At 63.8% G+C, this 13,465-nt stretch carries 15 protein-coding genes; 8 read left to right on the top strand and 7 right to left on the bottom strand.

Going from position 1 to position 13,465, the window contains the following annotated elements:
- The first annotated feature begins 191 nt into the window (after window positions 1-191).
- From bcp to P7F60_RS19585, 5 genes are all read left to right on the top strand, one after another.
- Window positions 192-665: a thioredoxin-dependent thiol peroxidase gene (gene bcp, locus P7F60_RS19605; RefSeq protein WP_277919369.1), complete on the top strand. Its 474-nt coding sequence runs from the start codon at window positions 192-194 to the stop codon at window positions 663-665.
- Entirely contained in the window at window positions 662-1,486 is an 825-nt protein-coding gene (locus P7F60_RS19600) for a ferritin-like domain-containing protein (RefSeq protein ID WP_277919368.1), read from the top strand. Before bcp ends, P7F60_RS19600 begins: the two co-directional genes overlap by 4 nt.
- A gap of 103 nt (window positions 1,487-1,589) precedes the next feature.
- Window positions 1,590-2,882, top strand: coding sequence for a M23 family metallopeptidase (locus P7F60_RS19595; protein WP_277919367.1), 1,293 nt, complete (start codon window positions 1,590-1,592; stop codon window positions 2,880-2,882).
- Between the two features lie 229 nt (window positions 2,883-3,111).
- Window positions 3,112-4,611: a DEAD/DEAH box helicase gene (locus P7F60_RS19590; RefSeq protein WP_277919366.1), complete on the top strand. Its 1,500-nt coding sequence runs from the start codon at window positions 3,112-3,114 to the stop codon at window positions 4,609-4,611.
- Between the two features lie 30 nt (window positions 4,612-4,641).
- Entirely contained in the window at window positions 4,642-5,061 is a 420-nt protein-coding gene (locus P7F60_RS19585; RefSeq protein ID WP_277919365.1) for an NUDIX domain-containing protein, read from the top strand.
- Between the two features lie 155 nt (window positions 5,062-5,216).
- Here the strand turns inward: P7F60_RS19585 and P7F60_RS19580 are convergent, their stop codons facing one another.
- Genes P7F60_RS19580 through P7F60_RS19550 form a run of 7 tightly spaced genes read right to left on the bottom strand, consistent with a single transcriptional unit; the run spans window position 5,217 to window position 10,901 of the window.
- Complete coding sequence (locus tag P7F60_RS19580; RefSeq protein ID WP_277919364.1) at window positions 5,217-5,534, bottom strand: TfoX/Sxy family protein; 318 nt, start codon at window positions 5,532-5,534, stop codon at window positions 5,217-5,219.
- A gap of 2 nt (window positions 5,535-5,536) precedes the next feature.
- Window positions 5,537-7,171 carry a molybdopterin-binding/glycosyltransferase family 2 protein gene (locus tag P7F60_RS19575; protein ID WP_277919363.1) on the bottom strand — a complete coding sequence of 545 codons (1,635 nt, stop codon included), beginning with the start codon at window positions 7,169-7,171 and terminating at the stop codon, window positions 5,537-5,539.
- Window positions 7,168-7,869, bottom strand: coding sequence for an XdhC family protein (locus P7F60_RS19570; RefSeq protein ID WP_277919362.1), 702 nt, complete (start codon window positions 7,867-7,869; stop codon window positions 7,168-7,170). The genes P7F60_RS19575 and P7F60_RS19570 overlap by 4 nt, the downstream gene beginning before the upstream one ends.
- Window positions 7,869-8,195, bottom strand: a complete 327-nt coding sequence (locus tag P7F60_RS19565; protein WP_277919361.1) for an XdhC family protein — start codon at window positions 8,193-8,195, stop codon at window positions 7,869-7,871. Before P7F60_RS19565 ends, P7F60_RS19570 begins: the two co-directional genes overlap by 1 nt.
- A gap of 11 nt (window positions 8,196-8,206) precedes the next feature.
- Window positions 8,207-9,454, bottom strand: a complete 1,248-nt coding sequence (locus P7F60_RS19560) for a VWA domain-containing protein (RefSeq protein WP_277919360.1) — start codon at window positions 9,452-9,454, stop codon at window positions 8,207-8,209.
- A gap of 7 nt (window positions 9,455-9,461) precedes the next feature.
- Window positions 9,462-10,382 carry a MoxR family ATPase gene (locus tag P7F60_RS19555; protein WP_277919359.1) on the bottom strand — a complete coding sequence of 307 codons (921 nt, stop codon included), beginning with the start codon at window positions 10,380-10,382 and terminating at the stop codon, window positions 9,462-9,464.
- Between the two features lie 24 nt (window positions 10,383-10,406).
- Window positions 10,407-10,901, bottom strand: coding sequence for a flavin reductase family protein (locus P7F60_RS19550; protein WP_277919358.1), 495 nt, complete (start codon window positions 10,899-10,901; stop codon window positions 10,407-10,409).
- 203 nt (window positions 10,902-11,104) lie between these two features.
- Here P7F60_RS19550 and P7F60_RS19545 point away from each other — a divergent pair, with 203 nt between their 5' ends.
- Genes P7F60_RS19545 through P7F60_RS19535 form a run of 3 tightly spaced genes read left to right on the top strand, consistent with a single transcriptional unit; the run spans window position 11,105 to window position 13,426 of the window.
- Window positions 11,105-12,193 carry an ABC transporter substrate-binding protein gene (locus P7F60_RS19545; RefSeq protein WP_277919357.1) on the top strand — a complete coding sequence of 363 codons (1,089 nt, stop codon included), beginning with the start codon at window positions 11,105-11,107 and terminating at the stop codon, window positions 12,191-12,193.
- A 55-nt stretch (window positions 12,194-12,248) separates the two neighbouring features.
- Entirely contained in the window at window positions 12,249-12,926 is a 678-nt protein-coding gene (gene rpe, locus P7F60_RS19540; protein WP_277919356.1) for a ribulose-phosphate 3-epimerase, read from the top strand.
- A 56-nt stretch (window positions 12,927-12,982) separates the two neighbouring features.
- Window positions 12,983-13,426, top strand: coding sequence for a hypothetical protein (locus P7F60_RS19535; RefSeq protein ID WP_277919355.1), 444 nt, complete (start codon window positions 12,983-12,985; stop codon window positions 13,424-13,426).
- Window positions 13,427-13,465 lie beyond the last annotated feature (39 nt).

The following is a 13,465-nucleotide window of genomic DNA, read 5'->3' as shown; positions in this document are numbered from 1 at the left end:
GGAATTTCAACCGGCGGCGCCGATTCGCCGGCCTCCTTTCCGGACATCTGCCTGCCGCGTTCTGCCGTGCCTATGACGATCTCCCGTAAGTGCTGAATAAATCTGGCAGGCGGATTGGCCTGATGCGAGCGTGACTATATATGGAACACAGCATTCGTCCTTCAAAAAATCGGCATAAGAAAGGTTTCCCCATGGCGGAATTGCGGATCGGCGATCAAGCACCGGATTTCACCCTGCCCCGCGATGGCGGCGGCACGATTTCGCTCTCGCAGTTTCGCGGCCGGCCGGTGGTCGTCTATTTCTATCCGAAGGACGATACGTCGGGCTGCACCACCGAGGCGGTAGACTTTTCAGGTCTTGCCAGCGCTTTCGAGGCGGCGGGCGCGGTGGTGATCGGCATTTCTCCCGACTCGGTAAAGAGCCATGACAAGTTCGTCGGCAAGCATGCGCTTGCCATACCCTTGGCTGCCGATGTCGAGCGGCAAGCGATCGAGGCCTTCGGCGTCTGGCAGGAAAAGAGCATGTATGGCCGCAGCTATATGGGCGTCGTGCGCAGCACCTTCCTGATCGACAAGGACGGCAAGGTGGCGCAGATCTGGCCGAAGGTGAAGGTCAAGGGCCATGCCGAAGAGGTGCTCGCCGCCATCCGGCAGCTTGCCGCATGAGTGAGGCCCCGCGCCTGACTTCGCTGCGCGGCGGCGCGACGCTGGCGATCCTCGCCGCCGATCTGGACAGCAAGACCGAGCTGGCGCAGGAGACCGCGACGCGCTGGTTCGAGCGGCGGCTGTCCTTGCGCTCGCCGCTCGATCCGCCCCTGCCGGAGCGTCCCGGCCGGCCGGAAAAGCCCGATCTCGTGCCGCCCAGGCATATGGAAAAGCGCTCGTTGCACACATTGAAGGGCCGCATCGCCCTGCTGCACGCCATCGCTCATATCGAGCTGAACGCCGTCGATCTGGCGTTGGATATCGTCGCGCGTTTCGCCAGCGAGCGCGTGCCGCAGTCCTTCTTCGACGGCTGGATGCAGGTGGCCTATGAGGAAGCCAAGCATTTCCGCATGGTGCGCGACCGGCTGCGCCAGCTCGGCGCGGATTATGGCGACCTGCCGGCCCATGACGGCCTCTGGCAGGCGGCCCATTCTACCCGCAACGATCTCACCGCAAGGCTTGCCGTCGTGCCGCTGATCCTCGAAGCGCGCGGACTCGACGTCACGCCCTCGCTGCAGGCGAAGATGGTCGAGACCGGCGACATGGAAAGCGCCGCGATTCTGGATGTCATCTATAACGACGAAAAAGGCCATGTGGCGGTCGGGGCGAAGTGGTTCCGTTTTCTCTGCGCGCGAGAACGCAAGGATCCGGCCGCCGCCTTCCAGCAACTTGTGCGCGCCAATTTCCGCGGCTCGCTGAAGGCGCCGTTCAACGATATCGCCCGTGCCGAGGCCGGGCTGACGCCGACTTTCTACCGCGCGCTGACTTCGACCAGCAGTTGAGCCAGAGCAGCCTCGCAAGAGCAAATTTAACCCTTCGTTAACCTTAACGGTGTGTAATCGTCCTCGACCGGCGCAACAGGCGCCGCCCGTGGGAGAGCACCCCGTGACCAACCGGCCGGACAATCGCGTATTCGGAAAGCGCGCCGAGCAGCATATCCTCATCCTCGCCAGCGGCGACCGGGTGCGGCATATGACCGTGCGGCCGTGGATGATCGCGCTCGGCGCCTGCGTTGCCGGGGCCGTTACCATCGGCTATCTGCTTGCCACCTCCTATCTGGTGCTGCGAGACGACCTGATCGGCGCCACCATGGCCCGCCAGGCGCGCATGCAGCATGAATACGAGGACCGGATTGCGGCGCTGCGTGCCCAGGTGGACCGCGTCACCTCCCGCCAGCTTCTCGACCAGCAGGTGGTGGAGGAAAAGGTCGATAAACTCATGGAGCAGCAGATGGCGCTGACCTCGCGCCACAGCCGAATCGGCACCTTGCTTGACAAGGCCGAGGAACAGGGCCTGCAGGGCGCCGACGTTCCCGTGCCTGCCTTCAATCCCGAACGCAAGGCCGATGCTAAGGGCGGCATAAAAGCCATCGAAAGCCTGATGACCGGCGGCAAGGCTGGCGAAGCGCAACCCTCCGCCCTCGCCTATGCGCCGGCCGATGAAACCGTTGCCGACCGCGCCGACCGCATGTTTTCCAAGGTAACCCTGTCCTTGAAGACCATTGAGCGCGAACAGATGACGCAATTGCAGCAACTGACCTCGGCGGCCGACGACAAGGCTGGCGCCATCGAGGACATTCTGCGTGGCAGCGGCGTCAACGTCGAATCGGCGGAAAAGACGCAGATGGCCACGGCGACGGAGACGGAAGATGCCGTTGGCGGCCCGTTCATCGAGCCGCAGCCGACCGACCGATTCGAAGCGTCGATCGACGATCTCGACGTCGCCCTGAAGCGGCTCGATGCTGCGCGCGGCATCGCCACGGTTCTGCCTTTCGCCAATCCCGCGCCGCAGAAGATCATAACCAGCCGTTTCGGCAATCGAACCGACCCGTTCCTCGGCCGGCTCGCCATGCATTCCGGCATCGATTTCCGCTTCGAAAGCGGCGAGCGCGTGCATTGCAGCGGCGGCGGCGTGGTGACCGTCGCCGGCCCCTCCGGCGGCTACGGCAACATGGTCGAAGTCGATCACGGCAACGGGCTTGCGACCCGCTACGGCCATATGCAGCGCATCCTCGTCAAGGTCGGCGACAAGGTCGATCCGGGCGATGTCGTCGGGCTCGCCGGCAGCACGGGCCGCTCCACCGGCACGCATCTTCATTACGAGGTGCGCCGCAACGGCCAGGCGCTCGATCCCATGGCCTTCCTCAATGCCGGCCGGCGGCTGCTTGCCTATTTGTGAGACGTTTTCGGCGGCGGCGTTTCGCCCCGTGTCAGAACGGTTTTTCACCCCTGTTTCGTTTCGATCCAGTCAAAACGGCGCGTTTACCCTCGCCTTTAACCCTGGGAGCCGCCAAATCGGCTGCTTTCCTTGACTTGCCGGCATTTTGGGACTATGCCGCCCAGCAAATGCATGGAAATCGTGACGATTCCACCAAGTTGTTCCCAACTGACCGGATACAGAATCCCCTTTGACCAGTTTTGCTGATCTTGGCTTGAGCCAGAAAGTCCTTTCCGCTGTCACCGACGCCGGATACACCACGCCCACTCCCATCCAGATGGGGGCGATTCCACACGCCCTGCAGCGGCGTGACATCTGCGGCATCGCGCAGACGGGCACCGGCAAGACGGCGTCCTTCGTGCTGCCGATGCTGACGCTTCTGGAAAAGGGCCGTGCCCGCGCGCGCATGCCGCGCACGCTCATTCTGGAGCCGACCCGTGAGCTGGCCGCCCAGGTGGCGGAAAACTTCGAGAAGTACGGCAAGAATCACAAGCTGAACGTCGCTCTGCTGATCGGCGGCGTGTCCTTTGACGAGCAGGATCGCAAGCTGGAACGCGGCGCCGACGTGCTGATCTGCACCCCCGGCCGCCTGCTCGATCATTGCGAGCGCGGCAAGCTGCTGATGACCGGTGTCGAAATTCTCGTCATCGACGAGGCCGACCGGATGCTCGACATGGGGTTCATTCCCGATATCGAGCGCATCGCCAAGATGATTCCGTTCACCCGCCAGACGCTGTTCTTCTCGGCCACCATGCCGCCGGAAATCCAGAAGCTGGCCGACCGGTTCCTGCAGAATCCGGAGCGCATCGAGGTGGCCAAGCCCTCCTCCACCGCTGCGACCGTCACGCAGCGCCTCGTCGCTTCCCACAACAAGGATTATGAGAAACGCGCCGTGCTGCGCGATCTCATCCGCGCGCAGGACGACCTCAAGAACGCGATCATCTTCTGCAATCGCAAGCGCGATGTCGCCGATCTGTTCCGCTCGCTCGAGCGCCATGGCTTCTCCGTCGGAGCACTGCATGGCGATATGGACCAGCGTTCGCGCACGACGATGCTGCAGAACTTCCGCGACGGCAATATCCAGCTTCTGGTCGCCTCCGACGTCGCCGCGCGCGGTCTCGACCTGCCAGATGTCGGTCACGTCTTCAATTTCGATGTGCCGATCCACGCCGAGGACTATGTCCACCGCATTGGCCGCACCGGACGCGCCGGCCGTTCTGGCCGCGCTTTCACGCTGGTGACCAAAAGCGACACCAAATATCTGGACGCCATCGAGAAACTGATCGGTCAGCAGATCGAATGGCTCAACGGCGATCTCTCCGCCCTTCCGGCGCCGATGGAAAGCCACGACAGCGGCCGCGGCCGCAAGAAGGACAAGGAACGCGACCGGGATCGTGATCGCGGCCGTCGCGGACGCGGCAATCATAAATCCGACATCAAAAACAACGATGATACGGTTGAAACGGATGACGTCGTGAAGGCAGAGAAGAAGGTCGAGAGCGTGAAGACAGAGCGCAAAGCGGACAACAAGCATAGCAATAGCCCGCGTCACGCGCGGCCCTACCCGGCCAATGACGACAACCGCGACCGCCGAAACCGCTATCGCGACCAGGACGACGGCCCGACTCCGGTCGGCTTCGGCGACGACATCCCCGCTTTCATGCTGATCGTGGCCAACGCCAAGGCCTGAGGTCATTTCCAGAAAAGCGAGTGCAGGCCAATGTCCGTCCCCGGAATCGATTTTCCCGGCGTCGGCGTTGGCCTCGCTGTTTTCCGTGATCGAAAGCTTCTGCTCTACCGGCGCGTCAAGGCGCCGGAAGCCGGTTACTGGAACATTGTCGGCGGTAAGATCGACCATGGCGAGGCCGCCATTGACGCTGCCCGCCGCGAGGCTGAAGAAGAAACCGGCCTGACATTCGGCCGCGTCGATTTCCTCTGCAATGCCGAGGTCGTTACACCGTTCGACGGCCATCACTGGATTTCGCTGATCTACGCGACCAGCGATTTTTCCGGCAAGCCGCGCCTTACCGAACCCGATAAGCTCACCGAATTCGGATGGTTCGATCTCGACAGCCTGCCGGAGCCTTTGTCGCGCTTTGCTGCGAAGGCTGTCGAGCACCTTGCGGCCGATCTCGCCTAGAGCCCAAAATCGTCATCCTCGGGTTTGTCCCGAGGATGTGTCCGCATCTACCAGGCTGTTGATGTCAATGGCTATTTCGAGCGTGACTGGATGCTCGGACAAGCCTGGGCAAGACGGACTGATCGTGGATTTCGATCTCTACAGCTGCCGCTCTATCAGCCCGCCCTCAGCGTTGCTTCGTAGGCCAGCCGCACCCATTTGGCCATCTCGTCCGGATCGTCATAAGCGCCATCCGGGATCGTCCAGTAGGGCATGGCGACCGGTTTGCCTTTGCGGCCGTCATAGGTCCAGCGCCGGCCGCCGGCCTCCTCCACCGCTTCCGCCGTCTCGGCATCGCCCTTGAGCATGATTTCGCCGCGCAACTCGATGGCGACGATGCGACCGAGGTGGTAGATGCCCTTGCCGCCGAACATGCGGCGGATGGTGATTTCGCCGAGCGCCTGGAACATCTCCTCGATGGCGTCCCTGTCCATGCCTAACCTTTCAGAATGCCGCCGGCGGCGATGACGGCTTCGGGCGTATCCACATCCAGATGCGCCGCCGCGCCGATCTCGATATCGATGACCGCGAGGCCGCTGGTTTCGATGATATGACGGGCGCCGATATCGCCCTGCAATTTCAGGATTGCCGAATAAGTGGCGCGCGGCAGGATGACTGGATTGCCGCGCTTGCCGTTGGACACGGCGCGGACGATGGCCTGGCCCTGCGCGGCGCGAAAGGCCTCTGCCAACGTCGTCAGATCATCGGCGGTGACGCCGGGCATGTCGGCGAGCAGCACCATCAGCCCGTCATGCTCCATCATGCCCTCGGCAGCAAGACCTGCAACCAGCGAACTCGCCATGCCGCCGGCGAAAGCCGGGTTATGGACGGTTTGGAGCGCAAGCCCATTCAGCGCCGCCTCGATCTCCGCCGCGCGATGGCCAGTGACAGTGACGAGTTGCGCCGGGCGGGCGGCAAGCGCTGTTTCCGCCACGCGCCGCACCAGCGGCCGACCGGCAAATTCCGCAAGCAGTTTGTGAGGGCCATCGGCGCCCATGCGGCTGGCGCGACCGGCAGCAAGCAGGACGATGCCGATGTCGATTTCGGCGGGATCGTGCTGGGCGTTTTCGCGCGGCTGCGGCCGGGTCGGGATTTCCATCAGCAGTCCGCCGACGCCCATGCCTGTGATATCGCGAGATGTCGGTGTTTCTCCGGCGAGGATGCGATTGAGGATCCAATCAAAGCCGTTTTCCTTAGGCGAGCGCGCGCAGCCAGGCGCGCCGATGACCGGCACGTCGCCGATCCAACCGAGCACCAGCAGGTTGCCGGGATCGACGGGCATGCCCGCATGTTCGACCCTTCCGCCGGCGGCGCGGATGGCGGCAGGAATGACGTCGTCGAAATCGGCCATGGCGGAGGCGCCGAAGATCAGCAGCATCGGCGCATCGCCTTGCTTGGCCTGCAAGGCTTTGGCGATCGCTTCCTTAACATCGTCGGGCCGATGCGGCGTACGGATTTCCGAGACGATGCGGCTTTGCGACAGGGATAGGCGCTCGGCGAGAACGCGGCGCGTCTTATCCATGACCGAGGGCTTTAGAGATGGCAGGGTGGTCGCAATCAGTATCACCTCGCGCGGTGAAAACGGCTTCACCTCGAAGGGCCTGGCCGCTTCGATCTCCTGTCGCGCAGCCGCGACGGCAGTGGCGGAAACCGCCAGCGGAATGATCTTGATGGTCGCCACCATTTCCCCTGTTCGTACCGGGACATGATCGGCCAGACAGGCGAGCGTGATTGCCGGATCGATGCGGTTGAAGCGATCGACCACATCTTTGTCGGCGACGAACAGGCCGTTGACGCTGGCATGGACGTTGACGCGGCCGGTGGTCGCCTCGGTGACGCGCAGGTGATCCGGGGCAATGGCTGTGGCAAGGTGGCGGGCGGCATCGTCCTCGCGCAGGTCGCCGGGCTGCAGCCGCACGGCGAGGACCGAACCTATGTTCGCGGCGCGCAGCCTTTCGAGATCGCCGGCGCTGAGCATATGGCCCTTCGACAGTCGCCCTTCGCTCAGCGCAACGGAATGGCCGAGGATGGCGCCTTCGGCGTTCTCGACATCGATAGAGCCGTATTTCATGCGGCGGTGCTCCGATCCAACGCGCGGCGGCGCAGGGACTGGATGATTTCGGCGAGGATGGCGACGGCGATTTCCGCCGGCGTCGCCGCGCCGATATCGAGGCCGATGGGGGCAGAGATGCGGGCGAGTTGACCTTGCGAAAACCCTTCGGCGCCAAGGCGTTCCAGCCGTTTGGCATGGGTTTTCCGGTTGCCGAGCGCTCCGACGTAGAAACAGCCTGTTTTCAGGGCTTCGGAAAGCGGCATGTCGTCGATCTTCGGATCATGGGTGACGGCGACCAGCGCTGTGAAGGCGTCGAGCGGACAGTCCTTCAGCGCATCCGTGGGCCATTCGGCGATCAGGTTGACATCGGCAAAACGTTCCGGCGTGGCAAAAGCGGTGCGGGGATCGATGATCGTGAGATCGAAGCCGGCGAGCTTGGCCATCACCGCCAGCGATTGGCTGATATGCACCGCGCCGATCACCACGATGCGCGGCGGCGGCACATGGACGTTGATGAAGAGACTGCGGCCATCGGCGTCCACGGCGGCGGATTTGCCGGAGAGGAAGGCGGCGCGCATGGCATCGCCCAGCGCGCCTTCCACCGCATCACGCTCGGTAAACAGTCGGTCGGTTCCATCCGCCAGATCGGAGACGAGGGCGATGGCGCGGCGCTCGGCGCGGGCGGCGTTGAGGATTTTCAGATGGTCGAGGCGCATCAATCCAGCCTTTCGACAAACACGCGGATGCGACCGCCGCAGGACAGGCCGACGCGCCAGGCGGTCTCGTCGGCGACGCCGAATTCGAGGATGCGCGGGCTGCCGCTACCGATGATATCGAGCGCTTCGGTGATGACGGCGCCCTCGACGCAGCCGCCTGAGACGGAGCCATGAAAATTGCCCTCCGCATCGACCACCAGATGGCTACCGACCGGGCGCGGGGCCGAACCCCATGTTTCGATGACGGTGGCGATGGCCACCGGCCGGCCCTCGCCTTTCCAGCGTTCGGCGACTGTCAACGGGTCGGTTCTGGCCAGTTCGTCCATGCTCATCCCCTTCATCGTTCGAGAAAGCGGCGCGGATCGGCATCCCGACTGCGCGTGCCACTCAGCGCCTGGGCGAGATCGCTGAGCGATATAAGATTGTGCACCGAACGGAATTCGTCCACATGGGGCAGCATCGCACGCACGCCGCGCGCCCGCGCCTCGAAGCCATCGAAGCGCAGCAGCGGATTGAGCCAGATCAGCCGCCGGCAGGAGCGGTGCAGCCGGTCCATCTCGGTTTCGAGCTGTTCGGTGCCGTCCCGCTCCAACCCGTCGGTGATCAGCAGCACCACCGCGCCCTGCCCAAGCACCCGGCGCGACCACAAGCGGTTGAACTCGTGCAGCGTCTCGCCGATGCGCGTGCCGCCGGACCAGTCGCGCACTTTTCGCGCACAATCCTCGAACGCCTCGTCGGGATCCTTGTGGCGAAGCTGGCGGGTGACGTTGGTGAGCTGCGTGCCGAACAGGAAGGTATGCACCCGCCGGCGCTTTTCAGTCAGCACATGCATGAAATGCAGGAAGATACGGGTGTACTGGCTCATCGAGCCGGAGATATCGGCCAGAATCACCAGCGGCGGATGGATAAACTTCGGCTGTCGATAACGCGGCAGCACCAGCCCGCCGCCGGAGCGCAGGCTGGCCCGCATCGTCGCACGCGGATCGAACTGGCGGTGGCGGGCGGAGCGCTCGAAACGCCGGGTTGCCACCTCGTCGAAGGGTAGCGTCAGCCGCGACAGTTCCAGCTTGGCTGCGGCGATCTCGGCGGCGGACATCTGGGCGAAATCCATGCGGCGAAAGATCTCCCGCTGCGAGGCAGTGAAGCGGGCATCGACCTCGATATCCGGCTCCTCGCGCACCGGCGCCTGTTTTTCGCGCTCGGCGAACAGGGCGTCGGAGACGCGGGCGGAACCGGGTTTGACACGCTCGCGCTCGCTGGTATCGCGCACCACCGGCGACATCATCGCGATCATCTTCTCGACCAGATTGCGTGAGCGCCAGAACAGGCGGAAAGCCTCGTCGAACACCGCCAGATCCTCCTGCCGCTTGACGAAAACGGCGGCAAGTGCTGCGCGAAACTCTTCGCGCGAGCCGATGCCGATGGCGTCGACGGCGAGGACCGCATCGGCAATCGCCCCTGGCCCGATCTTCAGCCCGGCCTTGCGCAAGGCGCGGCCGAAAAAGGCGATGTTGTCGGCCAGCCGCCCGTCGCCTGGCGGCAAGGCCGGCAGGATCATGCCATCGCTCGATACCTCGACGCTCATGGCCGGCTCATCCCGCGACAAGCAGCTCAGCCTTCACCTCGGCCAAAGCCTTGGCGCCCTCGCCACCCTGGATGCGGGCGATGTCGTCCTGATATTTGAGCAGGGCGCCGAGCGTATCGGAGATGGTTTCCGGGTCGAGGGCCAGACGGTCGAGTTCGGTCAGCGCCGTCGCCCAGTCGATGGTCTCGGCAACGCCGGGGTTCTTGAACAGGTCGAGGGTGCGCAGCTTCTGGACGTAGGCGACGATCTGCCGCGACAGGTCTTCGTTGCAGCCCGGCACCTTGCGGCGGATGATCGACAGCTCCTGCGCGGCGTCGGGATAATCGAGCCAGTGATAGAGGCAGCGGCGCTTCAGCGCGTCATGGATTTCGCGGGTACGATTGGTGGTGATGATGACGATCGGCGGCTCGCTGGCGCGGATTGTCCCGAGTTCGGGGATCGTCACCTGAAAATCGGAGAGCACTTCGAGCAGGAAGGCTTCGAAAGCCTCGTCCGTGCGGTCCAACTCGTCGATGAGGAAGACGGGCGCGCGCGCTCCCTCCTGCGCCATGGCTTGCAGCACGGGACGGCGGATGAGGTAGCGTTGCGAAAAAATGTCGGATTCGATGCGGGTGCGGTCGGTGGTGCCGGCGGCTTCGGAAAGGCGGATCTCCAGCATCTGAGCCGGATAGTTCCATTCGTAGACGGCGGAGGCGACGTCCAGCCCTTCGTAGCATTGCAGGCGGATGAGCGGGCGGGCGAGCGCCTTCGACAGAACCTTGGCAATCTCTGTCTTGCCGACGCCGGCCTCGCCTTCGAGGAACAGCGGCCGCTTCATCTTCAGCGCCAGGAACAGCACCGTCGCCAGCGCGCGGCCGGCGATGTAATCGTGATCGCCGAGCAGCGTGATCGTCTCGTCGATAGAGGCCGGCATAGGATGATCGGACATGGCTCCTCCAACAGGAAGGAGAGCTTATAACGCGTGATAGGCGCGGTCCAGATAGATGAGCGATTCCCGTCTGTCGCCGAAATGGATGGCCTCGACGGCCCCGAACAGCACGGTATGCGTCTGCGTCACCTTCACATCGACAGTGCGGCAATCGAAGGCGGCGAGCGCGTTTTCGAGCACCGGCGCGCCGGTGGCCAGTTCCAGCCATTGGCCAAGCGCAAAGCGGGCCTCGCTCTCCAACGCCAGACGGCCGGAGAAGGCGTCCGCCAGCGCCATCTGGTCATGCGCCAGCGTATTCAGCGCGAAACGGCCGGCTTCGAAGAAGATGCGATTGTTGGGATTGCCGTTGTTGAGGCAGACGAGCACCATGGCCGGATTGTCGGAGACCGAGCAGGCGGCGGTGATCGTCACGCCCCGGCGTACACCGTCCAGCGCCGTGGTGACGATCTGGACGTGGCCGGCATAACGGCTCATGGCTTCACGATAAACCACCGGCTCCACGACCGCCATCTTTGACATGAGATGATCCAAAACGTTTCGTCTCCTTGGCCCATGAGGGCACGTAAGCCGTGTTCTGCCCAAAATATGGATTCGTTGCATCTGTTTTTCGAGGGCAAGGCGAAGTTTCACCGTCGCCCGGCCCGGTTTTCCTTTGACGGGAAGGCGCTTGCGGACAATAAGGGACGGGACGAGATCAATTGCCGGAGCCTTGCTGGAACGTCATGTCTGCGACGCTGCGCTTGCCGCTGACCCTTGCCTTTGCCCTGACCTGTGTCGCCGCAGCCGATGCGGCCGGCGTGCCGATTGCCGTGGTCGCGCCGACGGACGGGCCGTTCGCCGCGCTCGGCCAGCAGATCCGCGAGGGGGCGGTGGCGAAGATCAATGCCGATGGCAACACGCCTATCATCGTCAACGAGCCCTGCTCTGCCGAAGGCGACAATGCCGCAGTGCAGGCCCAGATTGCTCAGGCAAAGGCCGCTGTCGCCATCGGTTTCCTGTGCAGCGAGACGCTGGAGGCGACGCTTCCTGCCTTGAAGGAAGCCGGCGTGCCGGCGATCACCGTGTCCGTGCGCGCCACCATCCTGATGGAGGATGCCCTGAAGAACGGCTGGCCGCTGTTTCGGCTGGCGCCGTCGGACAATGCGGAAGCGGCGCGCATCATCGATTTCATCCTCAGCGAATGGTCCGGGCAGCCGCTCGGCCTGATCGAAGACGGCACCATCCATGGGCGCGAATTGACGGAGGCGATCCGCAACGCGCTGGAGGATAAAGGACTGAAGCCGGCCTTCATCGATACCTACCGGCCGGGACAGGAACAGCAGATCGGGCTGGTGCGGCGCTTGTCCAAGGCCGGCGTGACCCGCGTCTTCGTCGGCGGCGACCGTTCGGACGTGGCGATCATCGCACGCGATGCCAGGGCGGAAGGCATCGACCTCGACCTGCTCGGCGGCGATGCCATGAATGCCGCCAACCAGCCGTTGCCACTGGCGGATGGCGTGCGCGCCGTCACCCTGCCCGACTGGTCGGCCGATCCGCGCAATACCGAGCTGGTCAAGGCATTCCGCAACGCCAATGTCGAGCCGGAAGGCTATGTCATGCCCGGCTATGCCGCCGCGACCATCGCAAATGCCGCGCTCGGCCTTGCCGCCGGCGAAAACAGGCCGTTGATCGAGGCGCTGACCATGAAGGCATTCGACACCACGGTCGGGCCGGTGCGGTTCACCGACCGGCACGAACTGACCGAAAATCCCTACAAGGTGCTGGAATGGCGCGGCGACCGCTTCGTCACGCCGGCGCCGAAAACCGATTGACCGGGCCAGGTCCCGGCCGATCCTTCCATTTCCCTGCCTTTCCGGAAAGACCATCATGACCCTGCCGATCCGCATCGCCCCTTCCATCCTCGCCGCCGATTTCGCCAGACTGGGGCAGGAAGTCGCCGATGTGACGGCGGCCGGCGCCGACTGGATCCATCTCGATGTGATGGACGGCCACTTCGTGCCCAATATTTCCTTCGGCCCCGACGTCATCAAGGCGCTGCGCTCCTATTCCGACCGTATGTTCGATTGCCACCTGATGATCGCGCCGGCCGATCCCTATCTGGAGGCCTTTGCCAAGGCCGGCTGCGACAGCATCACGGTCCATGCCGAGGCCGGCGTCCATCTGCATCGCTCGCTGCAGACCGTCCGTGCGCTCGGCAAGCGCGTCGGTGTGACGCTCAATCCGGCGACGCCGCTTTCGGTCATCGAAAACGTGCTCGACGATGTCGACCTCATCCTGATCATGAGCGTCAATCCGGGCTTTGGCGGCCAGAAATTCATTCCGGCCATGTATGACAAGATCCGCGCCGCCAAGGCGATGATCGGCGACCGGCCGATCGAATTACAGGTCGATGGCGGCATCACCGTCGATACGATCGCCGATGCGAGGCGCGCCGGGGCCAATGTCTTCGTCGCCGGTTCCGCCGTATTCAAGGGCGATGGCGTCGAGGATTACCGCAAGACCATCGACGGCCTGCGCCGCAAGGCCGAGGAAGGGCGCGGGTGAAGCCACAGCCGCTCTGCGCGCTTCCGACACGCCCCGCTTTTCCCACGCGACTTTGGATGGTCGGCGCCCTCGTCTGGGGCACGGCCATGGCATTTTCGGCCTGGGCGGGGCTTTTCCTGCGCTTCCGGCTGGAAACCTCGAATCTTTCTGAACTGCTTTTCCTCTATTTCTCCGGCGGGCTCGTCGCGTGGATTGTCGCCCTGCCGCTTGCCCGGCCGTTCATGGGGCACAGGCTGATCGAGCGCCGTTTCGCGGCGATGTTCCTGGCGCTGACGGTAGCGACCGTCCTCGTCACCGCCGGGTTTTTCGCGCTGGATTATCGCAGCTTCTACGCGCAATGGCATGCGCCTTTCGGGACGCGCATCTGGGCTTTCCAGTTCGTGTTCACCAGCGTCTCGGCTGCCTATCAGTTTCTGGTGCTGGGACTGCGGCTTTATCTGCCGTTCGGGTTTATACTTCTTGTCTGCGCCAGCTTTTACCTGGCGAAGCGGATGCATTGAACCCTCATGCATTGAGATTGGCGGCCCGGTTTGATAAAG

This window comes from Rhizobium sp. YJ-22, assembly GCF_029601685.1.
Classification (GTDB): Bacteria; Pseudomonadota; Alphaproteobacteria; order Rhizobiales; family Rhizobiaceae; genus Metarhizobium.
Note: the sequence above shows the minus strand (reverse complement) of the source record. Positions and strands in the feature narration are given on the sequence as shown.